The sequence below is a fragment of the Escherichia sp. E4385 genome, assembly GCF_963883145.1.
Lineage (GTDB): Bacteria > Pseudomonadota > Gammaproteobacteria > Enterobacterales > Enterobacteriaceae > Escherichia.
In genome coordinates, this window is record NZ_CAWOOJ010000007.1 from 23,398 (window position 1) to 41,501 (window position 18,104).

Sequence of the window (18,104 nt, forward strand, 5' to 3'; positions counted from 1 at the left end):
ATTACCCTTATTGCTGCATAGCCAAACCCATCCTTTCCCGCTACAGTTAATTTCTTGTGGCGAGAAAGGAGGCAAAAATGCTCTATATCTTTGATTTAGGTAATGTGATTGTCGATATCGACTTTAACCGTGTGCTGGGAACCTGGAGCGATTTAACGCGTATTCCGCTGGCATCGCTTAAGAAGAGTTTTCATATGGGGGAGGCGTTTCATCAGCATGAGCGCGGGGAAATTAGCGACGAAGCGTTCGCAGAGGCGATGTGCCATGAGATGGCTCTACCGCTAAGCTACGAGCAGTTCTCCCACGGCTGGCAGGCGGTGTTTGTCGCGCTGCGCCCGGAAGTGATCGCCATCATGCATAAACTGCGTGAGCAGGGGCATCGCGTGGTGGTGCTTTCCAATACCAACCGCCTGCATACCACCTTCTGGCCGGAGGAATACCCGGAAATCCGTGATGCTGCTGACCATATCTATCTTTCGCAAGATCTGGGCATGCGCAAACCTGAAGCACGAATTTACCAGCATGTTTTACAGGTGGAAGGTTTTTCACCCAGCGATACAGTCTTTTTCGACGATAGCGCCGATAATATAGAAGGAGCAAATCAGCTAGGCATTACCAGTATTCTGGTGAAAGATAAAACCACCATCCCGGACTATTTCGCGAAGGTGTTATGCTAAAAACCATCCATGAAAAAGCCAGGTATCGTACCCGTCCGCTATGGGCCTGGCTGAAACTACTCTGGCAACGCATTAATGAGGACAACATGACCACCCTGGCAGGTAATCTTGCCTATGTGTCGTTGCTCTCATTAGTGCCGCTGGTTGCCGTTGTTTTTGCGCTTTTCGCCGCTTTTCCCATGTTTTCCGACGTCAGCATTCAGTTGCGTCACTTTATTTTTGCCAACTTTCTGCCTGCCACTGGCGACGTTATCCAGCAATATATTGAACAGTTTGTTGCCAATTCCAACAAGATGACCGCCGTCGGGGCATGTGGCCTGATCGTCACGGCGTTATTGTTGATGTATTCCATTGATAGTGCATTGAATGCCATCTGGCGAAGTAAACGGGTACGGCCAAAAATTTACTCTTTTGCTGTGTACTGGATGATCCTGACGTTAGGGCCGCTGCTGGCAGGGGCCAGTCTGGCGATCAGTTCCTATCTGCTCTCCCTGCGCTGGGCGAGCGATCTCAATACTGTCATCGACAATGTGCTGCGTATTTTTCCGCTGCTGTTGTCGTGGATCTCCTTCTGGTTGCTTTACAGCATCGTTCCCACCATCCGCGTACCGAATCGCGACGCGATTGTCGGCGCGTTTGTCGCCGCACTCCTGTTCGAAGCAGGAAAGAAAGGTTTCGCGCTTTATATCACCATGTTCCCGTCATATCAGCTCATTTACGGCGTGCTGGCGGTGATCCCCATTCTCTTTGTTTGGGTCTACTGGACATGGTGTATCGTCTTGCTTGGCGCGGAAATTACTGTCACTCTCGGGGAATACCGCAAACTAAAACAAGCAGCTGAACAAGAAGAAGACGACGAACCATGATTGCATTAATTCAACGCGTAACCCGTGCCAGCGTCACCGTGGAGGGAGAAGTGACGGGCGAAATTGGCGCGGGACTTTTGGTGTTATTGGGTGTCGAAAAGGATGACGACGAACAGAAAGCAAACCGTCTGTGCGAGCGTGTGCTCGGCTATCGCATTTTTAGCGATGCCGAAGGCAAGATGAATCTCAACGTGCAACAGGCGGGCGGCAGTGTGCTGGTAGTTTCCCAGTTTACTCTTGCCGCAGATACCGAACGAGGGATGCGCCCAAGCTTCTCCAAAGGCGCATCACCGGATCGCGCAGAGGCGTTATATGACTATTTCGTCGAACGCTGCCGTCAGAAGGAGATGAACACGCAAACAGGACGCTTCGCTGCGGATATGCAGGTATCGCTGGTCAATGATGGTCCCGTGACATTCTGGTTGCAGGTATGAGCCAGCTTCCAGGGGTGTCACGGGAAACAAGAGAGAGTATCGCTATGTATCACCTTCGGGTTCCACAAACAGAAGAAGAATTAGAGCGCTACTATCAGTTCCGCTGGGAGATGTTGCGTAAACCCCTGCATCAACCAAAAGGTTCGGAACGCGACGCGTGGGATGCGATGGCGCATCACCAGATGGTCGTCGACGAGCAGGGTAATCTGGTGGCAGTAGGGCGGCTGTATATTAATGCCGATAACGAAGCGTCCATTCGCTTTATGGCCGTTCATCCCGACGTGCAGGACAAAGGGCTGGGGACGTTGATGGCGATGACCCTGGAGTCGGTGGCGCGTCAGGAAGGCGTTAAGCGCGTGACCTGTAGCGCCCGCGAAGACGCGGTGGAGTTTTTCGCCAAGCTGGGGTTTGTTAATCAGGGAGAAATCACCACACCAACCACCACGCCGATTCGCCATTTTTTGATGATTAAACCTGTCGCCACTCTGGATGATATTTTGCATCGCGGCGACTGGTGCGCGCAGCTGCAACAGGCGTGGTACGAACATATCCCGTTAAGCGAAAAAATGGGCGTGCGCATTCAGCAATATACCGGGCAAAAATTTATCACCACCATGCCAGAAACCGGTAATCAGAATCCGCACCATACGTTGTTTGCCGGGAGTTTATTCTCACTGGCGACGCTCACCGGTTGGGGACTTATCTGGCTGATGCTGCGCGAACGCCACCTCGGCGGAACGATTATTCTTGCGGATGCGCATATCCGCTATAGCAAACCGATTAGCGGTAAACCCCATGCGGTAGCCGATCTTGGTGCCTTAAGCGGCGATCTCGACCGTCTGGCACGCGGGCGCAAAGCGCGGGTGCAAATGCAGGTCGAAATCTTTGGCGACGATACGCCAGGCGCGGTGTTTGAAGGGACGTATATCGTTCTGCCCGCGAAGCCATTTGGTCCGTATGAAGAGGGCGGGAACGAAGAAGAGTAGGGCGTTTTAATTATCAATAAACGCTTCAGCCGGGAGATTAAAACGCTCGCTTAACGCCTTGATATGACGAACGGTGAGCGCCCGGCGACCATTAAGAATATTACTCACATTGGATTTAGAGCCAAGTTCTTGTGCCAAATCAGCCGCCTTAAGCCCATGTTGATCCATGAGGATCCGTAACAGACTTACGCCGCGTGGGGTCGATGCTAACCGCTGATTTAAATGCTGAAATTCCGGAGCGTTATTTTCATATTTGCGGATCCGCGCGCTGAGCAATTCAAATAAAGGGTTTTCCAGATCGTCACGATCGACTAAAAACTCGATCAGTTTCAGCGCATTATGGTATTCCTCTTGATCTGCTTTAGGGCCACATAATGGGATGCCTTTTACTGCGTGGGCGAAGGTACTGACGAGCGTTTCAAAATTGGCCGAGTCTTCTGCTGGTGTGTGATGTGTTCTCATTTTTATGGCTCCGATACCAGGTGGTGAGTCGGTCGTATTCATTGTGGGTAACAATATGTTTGACAAAACATTTTTGGAGCCTGAAATCTATATAGGCTATAAGTCGTAAATGATTGCCTGCAATATTAATCACCCACCATTTATCTCTGTACTTAAAGTTATCCAGAGAGGAAATATATCTTTTCATCTCACCCGGATCGCTAAACGTTGTTTTTTCAAGAAGATTTAATAAATCAATAAGGGCATCTTCATAAAGTGGAAAACGTTTTATCGCCTCGTTAAAAGGCTTGTGGCTGATAACATGCATGGTGTAATTCCATTACGAGTTTTCAACCTGAAAACACTGTAAGGCAGACCTGTGATGTTTTCAAGTTGAAAATAATTTTTATCTGAATCCGGAGCTACCTACCTGCTCTCCAGACTACATCCCGTAGCGCTGCCTCGCTGAAAAAATCCGTGGTGATAAACTCTGCAATTCCTTTTTCCAGTGTCATTGGAGAACTCATTTTGCTGTACGAATGCACAGCCTTATACGCCCGTTTTTGCTGGATGGAAACAGGGAAATTCACGGGCGTGAAAAATCCGGAAAGCGCCTCGCAAATGTAAAGACAAACTCGGCAGAGACATGGTTTTGCTGGAGCACTATCAGTAAGCTAGTGGTTTCAATGGTACGTCAATGACGTACAAAAAGGATTGTTACTCTAAGCCAATGGCGTATAGTTATGCTCTTCATCGAAACGGAAATTTTTACTGAAGATGTTCAAAAACTGCTGAACGACGATGAATTTAGTCGTTTTCAGTTTTTCCTGGCCTTGAATCCTGACTATGGTGAGGTAATACCTGAAACTGGTGGGTTAAGAAAGGTTCGATGGGTGTCAGGAGGAAGGGGGAAACGTGCTGGTGTCAGGGTTATTTACTTTCATCAGGTTAAACATTATGAGATCAGATTACTGCTTATTTATCGTAAGGGTATTAAAGATGATCTGTCTCCCCAGGAAAAAGCAATGCTCCGGTTGTTAAATACGAGGTGGTAAATGGATAAGGCACTTTTTGAGCGGTTGACTCACAGCATGACCCAGATGAATGAAATTATTGAAGGAACGCGACAGCCTTCACGGACTTTTGAAATTGATGCTATGAAAATCAAAGAAATACGCCGCGCTTCAGGGTTGTCACAATCTAAATTTGCCGATCTTATTTCCGTAAGCGTAGACACGTTGCGTAACTGGGAGCAGGGGCGGCGTTCACCGACCGGGCCTGCAAAGGCTTTGCTGCGAGCGATTGCCAATGATCCGCAACATGTGCTGCAAGCACTTAACCGTTAGAGGCATGTTTATGCCATACAGAAAGCACCAGCATTCAGAACTCCTATGAAAGCGGCATAGTGCCGCCTGCTCAGGAGTTTTGCTATGACCCGTAATCGTGCTGAACGTCGCCATCATATGGCGCGATTAAAAAAAATCCGCCGTCGTTATCGCACAGCAGGCGATGAAAGCAAAAAAGCATCAGGTGTTTGCTTTCGTACTCCCTGTATTTGTTCTTGTTGGATGTGTGGGCATCGACGCTATCATAATGGTCCCCGCATATCGGAAATTCGTGCAAAAGCACGCTATGCGAATTAAGGGAAAATGATGAACTATTTTAAGGAAGCACATTTTTAGAACTCTCAACAGGAGACTAAAAATGTCCACCTTTAATACGCGTAAAGTTAGGGATCGTAATGGTAAAGCGAAGCCGCATAAGCATTCAGGGATCCCAACACTGACAGGTAAATGGCGTCCCCCTTCAATGGATTGTTGGGTAAACTACAGTACACCGGGCGATCATGAATGGAAGCGACTCTATACCACGCTTCGCCGTCGCGCAGATGATCGACGCCAATGTTATCGGGTAATGCAGGGGGATGATCCGGAAGGAATCGTCTGGTTCCCGGACTGTTATCCACAAATTTACTACTACTAACAACTAAAGACCGGTTGGTGGCAGCACTGACCGGTCAGTTATGGATGGTAGATTTCACCTTAAACCTGGTGCGGTAAAGATGCTGACTTTTTTCGGGTACACCATCCTGATGATGTAAATGAAGACCCAATCAAAAAAATATTCTTGAATATAAAATATTTATAGCACCCATAATTCATCCTTATTATTTGTTGTTGCTTTTCTGTAGATGTGCCCCCGCTTAATTAAAAGTAATAAACCATCCTGGGCTATAACCAAACCATTTTTGATTAACAACTGAAATAACTGCAACTGTTACATTATCTTTGGAAAGCGTCTCGCAAAAACAAAACAACATGAAAAAATCCGCTTTTTTTTAATGATTTTCCGGCGTAATTTTCGCACATACATTAATGAGTAATATATGTAAGAGGGTAACAATGGCGATGAATACGGTTTTTCTTCATTTATCAGAAGAGGCAATTAAACGGCTGAACAAGCTTAGGGGCTGGCGTAAGGTTTCACGATCTGCAATTTTACGCGAAGCGGTAGAGCAATATCTGGAGCATCAGCAATTTCCGGTGCGTAAAGCAAAGGGTGGCAGGCAAAGGGGGGAGGCAGTTGGTGTTGAAGAACTATGTAAGCAGCATAAGGAATGACAAAAAGATTTTTTCATTCTTGAATATAAAAACAAAAAGCCAGATGCTCTTATTCTGGCATTAACACAAGGCTGTTTTACCTGAACTTATAATAACTGCAACTGTTACATCATATCTGGAAAACGCCTCGCAAAAATAAAAAGTGATGCGTAAATGAGCTTTCTTTAAAGGTTTTGCAAGAGTATTTTGCTCATCATGCATTCAAAAATGATATACTGGAGGTATATATGAGCGCTATGGCAGGTATGGATATGGGCAGAATTTTACTCGATTTATCCGATGAGGTGATTAAGCGACTTGATGATCTCAAAGTGCAGCGCAATCTTCCTCGCGCAGAGCTGTTACGAGAAGCGGTAGATCAATATCTGGAAAATCAATCGAAAACGACAATATCCAGTGCTCTTGGTATCTGGCAAGGGTGTGATGAAGATGGTGTCGAATATCAGCGTAAGCTGCGCGAGGAATGGTAATGGCAAAAAGAACTGCGCTTTTTGATACCAATATCCTTATCGATTTGTTCAGCGGACGAATTGAGGCAAAACAGGCACTGGAGGCATGGCCCCTACAGAATGCGATTAGTCTGGTCACCTGGATGGAGGTGCTAGTTGGCGCTAAAAAATATGATCAAGAACATCGCACACGGATTGCAATGAGTGCGTTTAACGTTATTGGGATTTCGCAGGATATCGCGGAACGAAGCGTTGCTTTAAGGCAGGAGTATAGAATGAAACTTCCAGATGCCATAATTCTGGCAACAGCACAGATTTATGGCTTTGAACTAGTAACGCGAAATACGAGAGATTTTGCGGGAATAGCAGGTGTCGTCACACCTTATGAGCTGTAATCCGGGCGACCAGCGCCACCCGGAAAACGTCAGAGATTACTCTCCTTCACCCGGGAACAGGAACGGGTTGATGGAGCTACGCGCGTAGCCTTCTTGCTCCATTCGTGCGTCCAGGACCAGAGAGGCGAGGTCATCTGCCACGGCTTCAACTTTCGGTTCTTTTTCCTGATAAAGAATCTTCAGGTAAGTGCCGCAGTCATCGCAGCTTTCGGCTTTAATCGCGGCCTGTTCGTCATCCAGCGACCAGTAGTGCAGTTTGCCGCTCTGCTCGCAGTTGCTGCATTTTACGCGCACCACGTGCCATTCGGTTTCACACAGGTTGCAGTGCAGGTAACGCAGCCCCTGAGTGGTGCCAATTTGCACCATGCTGGACACCGGCATAGAACCACAAACCGGGCAATATTGACGCTGTTCGCCGTATTCAGCGCGGGCTTTGCCGGGGATCAGATTGGCCATCTGCGCCCAGTAGAGCGACAGTGCAGCCCAGATAAACGGCGCTTTATCGCTGCTGACGGACGAGAAATCAGAGGCAAACAGTGCGCTGGCCATATCTTCCAGCTCCTGGGTCGATGCCTTCTCCAGATTCTCAATCACCGCCAGCGCCGGGCCGCTCATTTCAGGTTTCAGTTCAGCAATCAGCGCCATCAGCAGTTTTTGCCAGTGCTTATCACGCGGCAGAACGTGAATATCCAGCGGTGGCTTGCCCTGTGCGCTGGCTTCTTTAATGCGCGCGGTCAGATCCATCTCCAGCGGATGGTCGTACAGCACCACTTCCTGGGCGTGGGCGATAAGCGCAGCAAAGCGCAGGTAATCACCCAGCGGATTATTTTCTGCCAGCTCGCGCAGACGCTCGGCGCGGCGGTTGTATAAATTTTTGAGCCGAGGGAACAATAACGGCGGAATCATATCCGCCGTACGTTTCTCGCTCGAACCCAGCTCATCTTGCGGGATTATGCGAATACTCATTCAGCTTTCTTTTCCGTTGTCTTGCGGACCTCACGGTACCAGCGCGGGTGATGTTTCTTCGCCCAGGCGCTGGTAACCCATCCTTCCACCATGGCGGTAATCGTGCCTTTCACCCAAAGGGCGGCGTAGATATGCACCATGATAACCACAATTAACGCCACTGCGGCAAATGAATGCAGCATTAACGCGAATCGGATCACCGGGATTGAGAAAGCAGGCGCAAAATAAGGACGCCAGATAATCACGCCGCTCACCAGCAGCAGGACCAGGAAAATAATCGCCGCCCAGAAAACGCATTTCTGACCGAAGTTATAACGCCCGGTGTCACCTACTTCCTCGTTGACGACGATCTTACGAATATTCTTCGCCCAAAAGATATCATCCCGATTGATTAGGTTGTGATGCCAGTAACGGAAAAACATGATGATGAACGAGGCAAACATAACCACGCCGACAAACGGGTGCAGAATGCGCGCCAGCTGCGGTGTGCCCATGATTTGCATCAACCAGTTGAAGGAGGGGAAGAAAAACCCCAGCCCGCTCACCGCCGCCAGGATGAAACAGAAGGCGGTGACCCAGTGGTTGATACGTTCCGGCGCGGTGTAGCGCACGATGGTGTCACGTCGTTTCATTTGCGCTCCTCGTCTTTCTCTTCGTGCAGATTGTTCTCTTCCTCATCCGCACGGTTCGGACCGACACCCACGTAGTGGAAGATACTGGCCGCAAAGGTAGCCGCAAAGCCAACAGCCGCGAGCGGTTTCCAGATGCCTTTCCAGAATTTCACGGTTTGGCTGATTTCCGGGTTCTCCGGCAAGCCATGATACAGATTCGGCTTGTCAGCATGGTGCAGCACGTACATGACGTGTGTACCACCAACGCCAGCCGGATCATACAGACCCGCATTGTCGTAACCACGGGTTTTCAGCTCAGCCACGCGCTCGCTCGCCAGCGTTTTCATCGACTCTTTCGTACCGAAGTGAATCGCACCCGTCGGGCAGGTTTTCACGCAGGCCGGCTCTTGCCCAACCACCACGCGGTCAACGCACAGCGTACATTTGTAGACGCGGTTGTCTTCCGGGTTGAGGCGCGGAATATCGAACGGGCAGCCCGCAATGCAATAACCGCAGCCAATGCACTGCTCGGACTGGAAGTCGACGATACCGTTGGCATACTGAATAATTGCCCCTTCCGCCGGGCACGCTTTCAGGCAGCCTGGATCGGAACAGTGCATACAGCCGTCTTTGCGGATCAGCCATTCCAGTTTGTCGTTCTGCTCCACTTCCGAGAAGCGCATTACCGTCCACGATTTGGCGCTTAAATCATTGGGGTTGTCGTACACCCCAATGTTATTGCCGACGGTATCGCGAATGTCGTTCCACTCTGAACACGCCACCTGACAGGCTTTACAGCCGATGCAGGTGGTGACGTCGATGAGTTTCGCCACTTCTTCCTGGAAGTCCCGCGCCTGAGGCGCGGGGGTCAGACCGTTAGTCGCGGAGCGACGAATAATGTCTTGCGATTGATAAGCCATATGTCGTCTCCGTTATACCTTTTCCACATTCACAAGGAAGGACTTAAACTCCGGCGTCTGCGTGTTCGCATCACCAACGAATGGCGTTAACGTATTGGCAATAAAGCCTTTTTTTGCAACGCCTTCATAGCCCCAGTGAATTGGAATACCGATGGTATCGATATCTTTGCCGTTCGCTTTCAGCGTGCGAATACGTTTGGTCACCACCGCTTTGGCTTTGATATAGCCACGGTTGGAGGAGACTTTCACGGTATCGCCCTGGGCAATGCCAAGTTTATTCGCCAGCGACTCACCGATTTCCACAAACTGCTCTGGCTGCAAAATCGCGTTCAACAGCGCGTGTTTGGTCCAGTAGTGGAAGTGCTCGGTCAGACGATAGGTGGTTCCGACATATGGGAACTTATCGGCTTTACCCAGAGCTTCGGCGTCGTCTTTAAAGATACGCGCAGCCGGGTTCGAGATAACGTTTGGATGCAGTGGGTTAGTTCCCAGCGGCGTTTCAAACGGCTCGTAGTGTTCCGGGAACGGACCTTCCGCCATCTTATCGAGGGCAAACAGACGTCCCATGCCTTCCTGCTGCATGATAAACGGCCCGACGCCACTGCCCGGAGGCGCTGCGCTGTAGTCCGGAATATCCCAGCCGGTCCACTTAGTGCCGTCCCATTTCAGCAACTGACGCTTCGGATCCCACGGGTTACCCTGCGGGTCTGCGGAGGCGCGGTTATACAGAATGCGGCGGTTAAGCGGCCATGCCCATGCCCAGCCCAGCGTGTTACCGAGGCCAGACGGATCGGCGTTATCACGACGCGCCATCTGGTTGCCTTCTGGCGTCCAGCTACCGGCGAAAATCCAGCAGCCACAGGAGGTCGTACCGTCATCGCGCAGTTGGGCGAACGAGCTAAGTTGTTGGCCTTTCTTGACGATAACCGCACCGGTTGCCGGATCGGTAATATCGGCCAGCGCCTTACCGTTACTCTCCATCGCCACTTCTTCTGAAGATGGCTCATGCGGAATGGCGTAGTTCCAGGTCATGTTCAGCACCTGGTCCGGGTTCGCACCACCCTGTTCGGCATACATCTTGCGCAAGCGCAGGAAGATACCGGAGAGGATCTCGCCGTCAGTCAGCGCAATCCCCGGGGCGTCCGCACCTTTCCAGTGCCACTGCAACCAGCGACCGGAGTTAACGATTGAACCGTTCTCTTCCGCGAAGCAGGTCGATGGCAGACGGAACACTTCGGTCTGGATCTTCGACGAGTCAACTTCGTTCAGCTCACCGTGGTTCTGCCAGAAGTTGGAGGTTTCAGTATTCAGTGGGTCGATGGTCACGAGGAACTTCAGTTTCGACAGACAACCGATCACTTTGTTTTTGTTCGGGAATGAGGCAACCGGGTTAAAGCCCTGGCAGATATAGCCATTGACCTTGCCCTCTTTCATCATCTCGAAGTATTGCAGGACGTCGTAGCCTTTATCCCACTTCGGCAACCAGTCAAAGCCCCAGCTATTTTCCACCGTCGCTTTATCACCAAAGAAGGCCTTCATCATGGAGACGAAGAATTTCGGGTAGTTGCTCCAGTAGTTAACCTGTCCTTCCAGCAGCGGTTTCGGCGTGCTGGCGGCGAGGTAGGTTTGCAGATCAGTCTGCTTCTCGCTTGGCAGCGTCATGTAACCTGGCAGGCTCTGCGACAGCAGCCCCAGGTCCGTCAGCCCCTGAATGTTGGAGTGACCGCGCAGGGCGTTAACGCCGCCGCCTGCCATGCCCATATTGCCGAGTAGCAACTGGATCATCGCCATCGTACGAATGTTTTGCGCACCAACGGAGTGTTGCGTCCAGCCGAGCGCGTAGAGGAACGAGGCAGTTTTATCGTGAGCACTGGTTTCGGCGATATATTCGCAGACTTTCAGGAACGCGTCTTTTGGCGTACCACAGATGTTTTCAACCACATCTGGTGTGTAGCGGGAAACGTGCTGTTTCAGCAAGTTCCACACGCAGCGCGGATGTTGCAGCGTGGTATCGCGTTTGGCGAAGCCGTTTTCGTCCAGTTCGTAGGTCCAGCTGGATTTATCGTACTTGCGTTTTTCCGCGTCGTAGCCGGTGAACAGGCCATCTTCAAAGCCGTAATCCTCACGCACGATCAGGCTGGCGTTGGTATAGGCTTCGGTGTATTCGCGGTTGAATTTTTCATTGTTCAGCAGGTACAGCAATACGCCTGACAGGAAAGCAATGTCAGTACCGGAACGAATAGGGGCATAGTAGTCAGCCACCGCCGCCGTACGCGTAAAGCGAGGATCGATCACAATCAGCTTCGCGCCGTTGTGAATTTTGGCTTCCATCGCCCAGCGGAACCCTACCGGGTGAGCTTCAGCGGCGTTACCGCCCATCACCACGACGAGGTTGGCGTTCTTGATGTCGACCCAGTGGTTGGTCATCGCACCGCGACCAAATGTTGGAGCAAGACTTGCTACCGTTGGTCCGTGTCAGACACGCGCCTGGTTGTCGACCGCGAGCATACCCAGCGCGCGGGAGAATTTTTGCGTTAAATAGCCGGTTTCGTTACTCGACGCGGAAGCACACAGCATCCCGGTGGAGAGCCAGCGGTTAACAGTCACGCCTTCGGCGTTTTGCGCAATGTAGTTAGCATCGCGGTCTTCTTTCATCAGTTTGGCGATGCGATCAAACGCCTCTTCCCAACTGATTTGCTGCCATTTATCAGAACCTGGCGCACGGTATTCCGGGAACTTCAGACGGCTTTCGGAGTGGATGAAATCCACCAGGCCAGCGCCTTTCGGACAAAGTGCACCGCGGTTGACCGGGTGATCCGGATCGCCTTCGATATGGAAGATAGATGCTTTGGCGTTTTTTGCTCCGTCACCGAGGCTGTACATCAACAGCCCACAGCCTACGGAACAATAGGTGCAGGTATTACGGGTTTCGCGGGTGCGCAGCAGTTTATACTGCCGGGTTTCCGCGAGTGCTACGCTGGGTGCAAAACCCAGTGCCGCTGCCGTGGTGCCTGCCATACCGCCAGCGCAGATCTTAAAGAACTGCCTTCTGCTGACCTGCATGGATTGCTCCTTGTTTCGACATTGTCACGTCCCATTTACATTCGCTTGCTGAGTGTGCAGGGAGTGGGAGTTATTTTTCTTTGCGGAAGGGGCCGCAAAGGTCCAGAATTGGCTCAATTTCCCTCCATCCAGGAAGGGTTTGTAACAGAATACCATAATGTTGGTGTGTGTGTTCTTATCTGGTTAAGAGAAAGTGAAAAAAACACAGCAAAAAGAAACCAAAAATGTGACAAATATCACAGGTGTTCGTCAAATTGAGTTATGGCGGCGTGACGATTTACAACACCCACGGTTAGATGAGGTGGCGGAAGAAGTTCCCGTTGCGCTGGTCTACAACGGTATTTCGCATGTGGTGATGATGGCGTCGCCCAAAGACCTTGAGTACTTTGCGCTCGGTTTTTCGCTTTCCGAGGGGATTATAGAAAGCCCGCGCGATATCTTCGGCATGGATGTCGTTCCTTCCTGTAATGGTCTTGAAGTACAAATTGAGCTTTCCAGCCGCCGCTTTATGGGGTTGAAGGAGCGCCGCCGGGCGCTGGCGGGACGTACGGGCTGTGGCGTATGCGGCGTGGAACAGCTTAATGACATCGGAAAACCGGTGCAGCCGCTACCGTTCACCCAGACGTTTGATCTCAATAAACTGGATGATGCATTACGTCATCTCAATGATTTCCAGCCAGTGGGGCAACTGACTGGTTGTACTCACGCCGCCGCCTGGATGTTGCCATCTGGCGAACTGGTCGGCGGGCATGAAGACGTGGGCCGCCATGTGGCGCTGGATAAACTGTTAGGCCGCCGGGCGCAAGAAGGGGAAAGCTGGCAGCAAGGTGCGGTGCTGGTTTCCAGTCGTGCCAGTTATGAAATGGTGCAAAAGTCGGCGATGTGTGGCGTAGAGATTTTGTTTGCGGTGTCTGCCGCGACCACACTTGCCGTGGAAGTGGCCGAGCGCTGTAATCTGACGCTGGTGGGCTTTTGTAAACCGGGGCGGGCAACGGTTTATACGCATCCGCAGCGTTTGATTCATAATTAAAGAAATACCGCAATTCTGATTCTGGATTGCGGTTTTATTTTTCTATTAAATAATCCTCAATATATTATTCACCATTTAAATAATAATTTCACCACAATAAATTATCTCGTTAATTCCGGTTCATATCGATATACTCCAGTCGCATTAATCCTTTAAGAATTAATCATTATTTATATAAGACATTTTGTTTTAATCATCGCGTCAATAAATAAATGTTTCTGATGAATGAATGCAAATAACAAACCTTGCACCGGTTGTAAAAACAGCAATGTATTTTCAATAGTGGGTGATGGATTATGAGTATTGAAAAATGAGTACATTACAGTTACCTGGCAGTTCATATTCTACAGAAGTTAATTTAAACGGCTTAATTGAGGTGCTCAGTAAGCACCTTTACTCTACCCCCGTGGTCGCCGTGCGCGAGCTGGTGCAGAACGGACATGATGCGATTGTGCGCCGCAGGATTGAGCAGCCCGATGCGCCAAAGGATAACGCGATTCGTGTGGTGGCAGACGTGGCGAAGTCCACCATCACCATTACCGATACCGGCGCGGGTCTGACAGAAAGCGAAATTCACGGCTTCCTGGCAACAGTGGGCGTGGGTTATACCCGAATGTTGCGCCAGCAGGATGACAACACCGGTTTAATTGGTATGTTCGGCCTTGGTTTCTTGTCTGCATTTGTACTTGCAAAAGAGGTCACGGTGTTGACCACATCCTGGCAAACGCCGGATCAGAGCTGGAAATACCACTCTACTGACGGGCAAAAATATACCGTTACGCCGCATCAGTCCTCGGAAACGGGTACGCAGGTGATTCTGACGCTCAAAGAAGAGTACAGCCATCTGGCGAGTAACAATTTGCTGAACCGCGTTCTTTCCCGCTACTGCATATTGCTGCACGAACCGGTCTATGTCGGCGATGCCAGCGAGCCGGTAAATAAACTTCAACCACCGTGGCGTGAAGTTGCTCCCGAAGGCGTAACCATGCACCGCGCGCTGGTACAGCGTAAAAATCTCGCCTTTGCCGCGCAGTTTGAATCCTCCTTCGAACCGATTTGCACCATTCCGGTGGTGCCAGCGGGAATGAGCGACGCGGTCGGGATTTTATGGATTCAGGATGGCGCAACCTACGGCACCAGCGATAACCGCAACCTGTCGTTGTTTTTGCGCGGCATGTTACTCGATGACGAAGCGCGTGAGTTGTTACCGCCCTGGGCCGGATTTATTGGCGGCGTGATTGAGTCATCGAAACTGACGCCGACGGCGAGCAGGGAAGATCTCCAGCGGGACGAAACCTGGGTCGCGGTGCAGGAGGCGTTAAAAGAGGCGCTGATCTCTGGTTTGTCCGATCTTGCACAAAACCAGCCAGAAATCTGGCGGCGTGTGTTAGCGCGCCATAACGAAGCGTTGCTGGGTGCGGCATTGTGTGATGACCGCCTGTTTGATTTGCTCAAAGATCGCTTGCAGGTGCCAACGTCAAAAGGGGCGCTGCTGGCGAAGGATTTACGCGTTAATAACAGTATTCATATTCTGTTAAGTCGCGACGGCGGTTTTGAAGAGATGTTGTTCCATATTCTGCAACGGCCTGTAGCCCGTGGCGATCGCTATGCGGTGGTGCCATTTTTACGCCGTTGGGCGCTGTTATATCACTGCCGGATTATCGAAGTCGGTACACAAACAGGTAATGAGCAGTTGTTCAGCCTGGCAGAATTACCCGAAGAGCAGGTGGCTTATCTGGAAGAGCATCTCTGCGATGGCGAGCAATTAATTATCTCTCGCTTCGAACCAGCGGTTTTACCGCTCGTGGTCACGCCAGACCGCGAAGCAGAATTAAAACAAATACTCGAACAGGATGACGCAGATAAACGTATCAGTACCGCAGCATTAATGCTGGCGCGGCAATTTACCTCGCAAATCCAAAAGACTAAAACCTCAAGTCTGTATATCAATCTTAATAACCCCTGTGTCATGCAACTGGTGACTGCCTTACAACACCATCAACAGCCAGCGGCAGCATTACGGTTATTAAAATCGCTGAAAGTGATTTTGTGCTCCAGCGGCAATAAAGAACAGCAGTGGGATTTACATCAGGCACTGGAAGATTTTACTCAGGTTATTCCCGTTTTAATTAATCAAGGAAAATAAAATGGATATATGGGAGTGGTACCACAAATATACTAAGGAGTTGCGCGATGCCGGGCAGGAATATATTCCGCAACTTATCGATGATTATTCGGAAGGCGTTATGCACCTGCAAATGGAAAAGTGCGATTCGCTATTACCTGAAGTAAAAGCGCTTACCCAGGTGGCAAAAAATCCGTGGCTGGAGATTTTTATTGGTCACTGGGAAATGCGCCATCGTCTCACTAACCGCGAAGAAGGCGAAAAAGTACTGCCAGACGTGGTGGCGCTGTTTGAAAAAGCGCACCGGGAAGAGGCAAAAGATTGCCCACAATCTATTTGCGTTACCCAGGATTTATCCGCCTGCTACGAAAATATTGATGCACCTGGCTGGGCGAATGAACGCATGGCGGTGTGTGAAGAAACTATCGCGCGCATTGATCCGACCTGGAGCTGTTTTCAGTGTTTGTCCACTGAATATGCCAGTGCACTGATAGATTCCAAAAGGGCAGAAGAGGCATTGGCGTACCTGGATCGGCAAATCGACGCGGTTAAAGCATCCGGTGATGATGATATTGAAGCATTATTGAATACCCGTGCCGATATTTTGATTGAACTACAGCGCTACGATGAAGCACGCAAATTGATTGATGAACTGGCAGAAGAAAATGATTACTGGGGGCGCGACCGTATCAGTTATCAGTTGAAAAAACTGTATATCATGGCGTTGTGTGGACAGGACGAAGAAGTATGGGCAGAGTTGCCGCGCTGGGCTGATCTTACGCCTTTTTCGTGGGGGATTTGGATCAAGATTATCACTGCGCTACTGCCTCGCCATCCACAAAGAAATAACTGGCAACTGGCGCGCATCATCCAAAAAATGCTGGAGCACCGCTCACAGGCCGGGGCGCACCGCAAAGTGGTTGATCTGGCGAAACTGCAAATTACCCTGGCGCTGGAGCGTGAATCCGTCTGGGTTGCCAAAATAGCGATGAAACTGGCCCAGCGACACATGCCAAAATTACGCGCGTTACTGGGCGTCGATCGCGAATTTCTCGAACTGAGTGAAAAAATTGCCGCCAAAGAAGCAGAGTTGCTGGCTCGTCCGGTTGTAGAAGTACCTGAAAATAGCGATGAAGAAACGCAACCAGATCCAGAAAAAGACGTAGAAACATTCCGCCGCGCTTATCTGAACACGCCTGATGATGCGGAATTGCTGGGCAAGCTGGTCAATGCGCTAAACGCCTGCAATGCGATTGATGAATCGATTGAACTCCTGCAACGCTACGTTGAAAGCCATCTTCAGGAAGATAATGGACTTTGCTTCGATCTGTTGGATCTCTTGCTCCACCGTGACGATCTGCAAACTATCGAGCATCTGGCGAAGCAGTATGAACAGGCGGGGCTGCTACATATGGCCTTGTGGTTCCGCGCGCGAGTGATCAACCAACAGGAAGACTGGAGTGAACTGGAGTCGATTGGGCAACAGTTGCTGCAACACGAAAAAGGGCGTGAGTGGGTTGGCGTTTATCGCATGTGCTCCTGGGCAGCACAAAAACAGGAAGCCTGGGATCGACAACTGGATTATTTACAGCAATTGCAGCAACTGATGATTAGCCGTGAAGAAGATATTCGAAATCTCCAGTGGGATATCATGGCGACCGCCAGCATCCTGCAACAATGGGATTTGGTTCGTGCTATTGCTGCTGAACTGGAAATCGAACTCACGGAAGGCGAAGGTTTTATTGACGAAAAATGGGGGCTGTTAAACATCCGCTTCCGGGAAAATTATGAATACCGCTATTACTATGCTCAACGTATTGGGCCGGTAACAGCAAGGATCATTGAGCCAACTTACCGGACCGATTATCCGCAACATGTTGATGAAGTTGTGGTATTCGATGCAGAAATGTTGAATACCCGGCCTGAAGACGAAGAAGAGCAGAAGAATTTCACGCCACTTTATGCCTGCCTGCAAACCATTATTCCGACCGAATACGGCGAGTCCTGGTTCTGCGAAGGTGTCATGCCTGGTGAAGAACAGTTTAATGCCTTCCGTGAGGCGCTCCGCGAACGAAACTGGTACTACTGGAGCAACAGTAATGACGACTATACGTTAACGGACAGTCATCAGGGTGAAGATGCGCAGCCACTTCCCGCATTCTATTTTGTTATCAGTGCGCCGCGTTCAGTTTCTAAAGGTGATATCGATAAGACCTTGCACGAATTGACCGCTGACTGGGAACATCCGTTGTGCTGGTGGCGTCTTGCCAAAGAAGCCGGGGCGAATGAAGAGAAGCATGCCGCTATTGCCGAACGCTACGGGATGTAGTGCGTGATTAATGGCGGTGGGGGGGGAGATGACACTCCCTCTCGACAGGGTTGTGCCGTTAATTAAAATAAATCCTGTGATTTAGAGATTAAATTACAGGACTCATTCACTTTGTGGATATTATAGATTTATTGATAAACAAAACGTGCGTAGTGACATTTCCTTTTTTCCTTTATTATATTCACTCTCTT

At 50.1% G+C, this 18,104-nt stretch carries 20 protein-coding genes; 14 read left to right on the forward strand and 6 right to left on the reverse strand.

The window, feature by feature from the left end:
- Window positions 1-77 precede the first annotated feature (77 nt).
- The 4 genes from yihX to fabY are packed head-to-tail and all read left to right on the forward strand — an operon-like array spanning window position 78 to window position 2,963.
- Window positions 78-677, forward strand: coding sequence for a glucose-1-phosphatase (yihX, locus tag AACS80_RS06840; protein ID WP_135410563.1), 600 nt, complete (start codon window positions 78-80; stop codon window positions 675-677).
- Window positions 671-1,543 (forward strand): virulence factor BrkB family protein, encoded by an 873-nt coding sequence (locus AACS80_RS06845; protein ID WP_130209986.1) that lies wholly within the window; start codon window positions 671-673, stop codon window positions 1,541-1,543. Before yihX ends, AACS80_RS06845 begins: the two co-directional genes overlap by 7 nt.
- Window positions 1,540-1,977, forward strand: a complete 438-nt coding sequence (gene dtd / locus AACS80_RS06850; RefSeq protein ID WP_135410562.1) for a D-aminoacyl-tRNA deacylase — start codon at window positions 1,540-1,542, stop codon at window positions 1,975-1,977. Before AACS80_RS06845 ends, dtd begins: the two co-directional genes overlap by 4 nt.
- A gap of 44 nt (window positions 1,978-2,021) precedes the next feature.
- On the forward strand, window positions 2,022-2,963 hold the full coding sequence (gene fabY / locus AACS80_RS06855; protein WP_001517342.1) for a fatty acid biosynthesis protein FabY: 942 nt from the start codon (window positions 2,022-2,024) through the stop codon (window positions 2,961-2,963).
- A 6-nt stretch (window positions 2,964-2,969) separates the two neighbouring features.
- Here fabY and AACS80_RS06860 read toward each other — a convergent pair whose 3' ends face one another.
- Together AACS80_RS06860 and AACS80_RS06865 are read right to left on the reverse strand one after the other, a co-directional pair.
- Window positions 2,970-3,425 carry a helix-turn-helix domain-containing protein gene (locus tag AACS80_RS06860; RefSeq protein WP_135410570.1) on the reverse strand — a complete coding sequence of 152 codons (456 nt, stop codon included), beginning with the start codon at window positions 3,423-3,425 and terminating at the stop codon, window positions 2,970-2,972.
- Window positions 3,382-3,732: a type II toxin-antitoxin system HigB family toxin gene (locus tag AACS80_RS06865; protein ID WP_130209990.1), complete on the reverse strand. Its 351-nt coding sequence runs from the start codon at window positions 3,730-3,732 to the stop codon at window positions 3,382-3,384. The genes AACS80_RS06860 and AACS80_RS06865 overlap by 44 nt, the downstream gene beginning before the upstream one ends.
- Before the next feature lie 415 nt (window positions 3,733-4,147).
- Here AACS80_RS06865 and AACS80_RS06870 point away from each other — a divergent pair, with 415 nt between their 5' ends.
- The 7 genes from AACS80_RS06870 (at window position 4,148) to AACS80_RS06900 (ending at window position 6,869) form a co-directional block, all read left to right on the forward strand.
- Window positions 4,148-4,459, forward strand: a complete 312-nt coding sequence (locus tag AACS80_RS06870) for a type II toxin-antitoxin system RelE/ParE family toxin (RefSeq protein ID WP_138183721.1) — start codon at window positions 4,148-4,150, stop codon at window positions 4,457-4,459.
- Window positions 4,460-4,750: a NadS family protein gene (gene nadS / locus AACS80_RS06875; protein ID WP_135408300.1), complete on the forward strand. Its 291-nt coding sequence runs from the start codon at window positions 4,460-4,462 to the stop codon at window positions 4,748-4,750.
- 84 nt (window positions 4,751-4,834) lie between these two features.
- Window positions 4,835-5,047: a hypothetical protein gene (locus AACS80_RS06880; RefSeq protein ID WP_138183722.1), complete on the forward strand. Its 213-nt coding sequence runs from the start codon at window positions 4,835-4,837 to the stop codon at window positions 5,045-5,047.
- Window positions 5,048-5,108: 61 nt separating this feature from the next.
- Entirely contained in the window at window positions 5,109-5,387 is a 279-nt protein-coding gene (locus AACS80_RS06885) for a hypothetical protein (RefSeq protein ID WP_135410561.1), read from the forward strand.
- Window positions 5,388-5,806: 419 nt separating this feature from the next.
- Entirely contained in the window at window positions 5,807-6,025 is a 219-nt protein-coding gene (locus tag AACS80_RS06890; protein WP_135410560.1) for a ribbon-helix-helix domain-containing protein, read from the forward strand.
- Window positions 6,026-6,252: 227 nt separating this feature from the next.
- Window positions 6,253-6,495, forward strand: a complete 243-nt coding sequence (locus tag AACS80_RS06895; protein WP_130216196.1) for a ribbon-helix-helix domain-containing protein — start codon at window positions 6,253-6,255, stop codon at window positions 6,493-6,495.
- Entirely contained in the window at window positions 6,495-6,869 is a 375-nt protein-coding gene (locus AACS80_RS06900; protein WP_001129490.1) for a type II toxin-antitoxin system VapC family toxin, read from the forward strand. The genes AACS80_RS06895 and AACS80_RS06900 overlap by 1 nt, the downstream gene beginning before the upstream one ends.
- Window positions 6,870-6,905: 36 nt before the next feature.
- Here the strand turns inward: AACS80_RS06900 and fdhE are convergent, their stop codons facing one another.
- From fdhE to fdnG, 4 genes are read right to left on the reverse strand one after another with little or no spacing between them, the layout of a single operon-like run.
- Window positions 6,906-7,835, reverse strand: a complete 930-nt coding sequence (gene fdhE, locus AACS80_RS06905; protein ID WP_000027708.1) for a formate dehydrogenase accessory protein FdhE — start codon at window positions 7,833-7,835, stop codon at window positions 6,906-6,908.
- Window positions 7,832-8,467 carry a formate dehydrogenase cytochrome b556 subunit gene (fdoI, locus tag AACS80_RS06910; RefSeq protein ID WP_130209996.1) on the reverse strand — a complete coding sequence of 212 codons (636 nt, stop codon included), beginning with the start codon at window positions 8,465-8,467 and terminating at the stop codon, window positions 7,832-7,834. The genes fdhE and fdoI overlap by 4 nt, the downstream gene beginning before the upstream one ends.
- Window positions 8,464-9,366 (reverse strand): formate dehydrogenase O subunit beta, encoded by a 903-nt coding sequence (fdoH, locus tag AACS80_RS06915; RefSeq protein ID WP_000331381.1) that lies wholly within the window; start codon window positions 9,364-9,366, stop codon window positions 8,464-8,466. The genes fdoI and fdoH overlap by 4 nt, the downstream gene beginning before the upstream one ends.
- 12 nt (window positions 9,367-9,378) lie before the next feature.
- Window positions 9,379-12,429 carry a formate dehydrogenase-N subunit alpha gene (fdnG, locus tag AACS80_RS06920; protein WP_138183723.1) on the reverse strand — a complete coding sequence of 1,017 codons (3,051 nt, stop codon included), beginning with the start codon at window positions 12,427-12,429 and terminating at the stop codon, window positions 9,379-9,381.
- 193 nt (window positions 12,430-12,622) lie between these two features.
- Here fdnG and fdhD point away from each other — a divergent pair, with 193 nt between their 5' ends.
- The 3 genes from fdhD (at window position 12,623) to AACS80_RS06935 (ending at window position 17,913) form a co-directional block, all read left to right on the forward strand.
- Window positions 12,623-13,459: a formate dehydrogenase accessory sulfurtransferase FdhD gene (gene fdhD / locus AACS80_RS06925; RefSeq protein ID WP_135408289.1), complete on the forward strand. Its 837-nt coding sequence runs from the start codon at window positions 12,623-12,625 to the stop codon at window positions 13,457-13,459.
- 310 nt (window positions 13,460-13,769) lie between these two features.
- Window positions 13,770-15,605 (forward strand): ATP-binding protein, encoded by a 1,836-nt coding sequence (locus AACS80_RS06930; RefSeq protein ID WP_131161459.1) that lies wholly within the window; start codon window positions 13,770-13,772, stop codon window positions 15,603-15,605.
- A 1-nt stretch (window position 15,606) separates the two neighbouring features.
- Window positions 15,607-17,913, forward strand: coding sequence for a tetratricopeptide repeat protein (locus tag AACS80_RS06935; RefSeq protein WP_135410558.1), 2,307 nt, complete (start codon window positions 15,607-15,609; stop codon window positions 17,911-17,913).
- Window positions 17,914-18,104 lie beyond the last annotated feature (191 nt).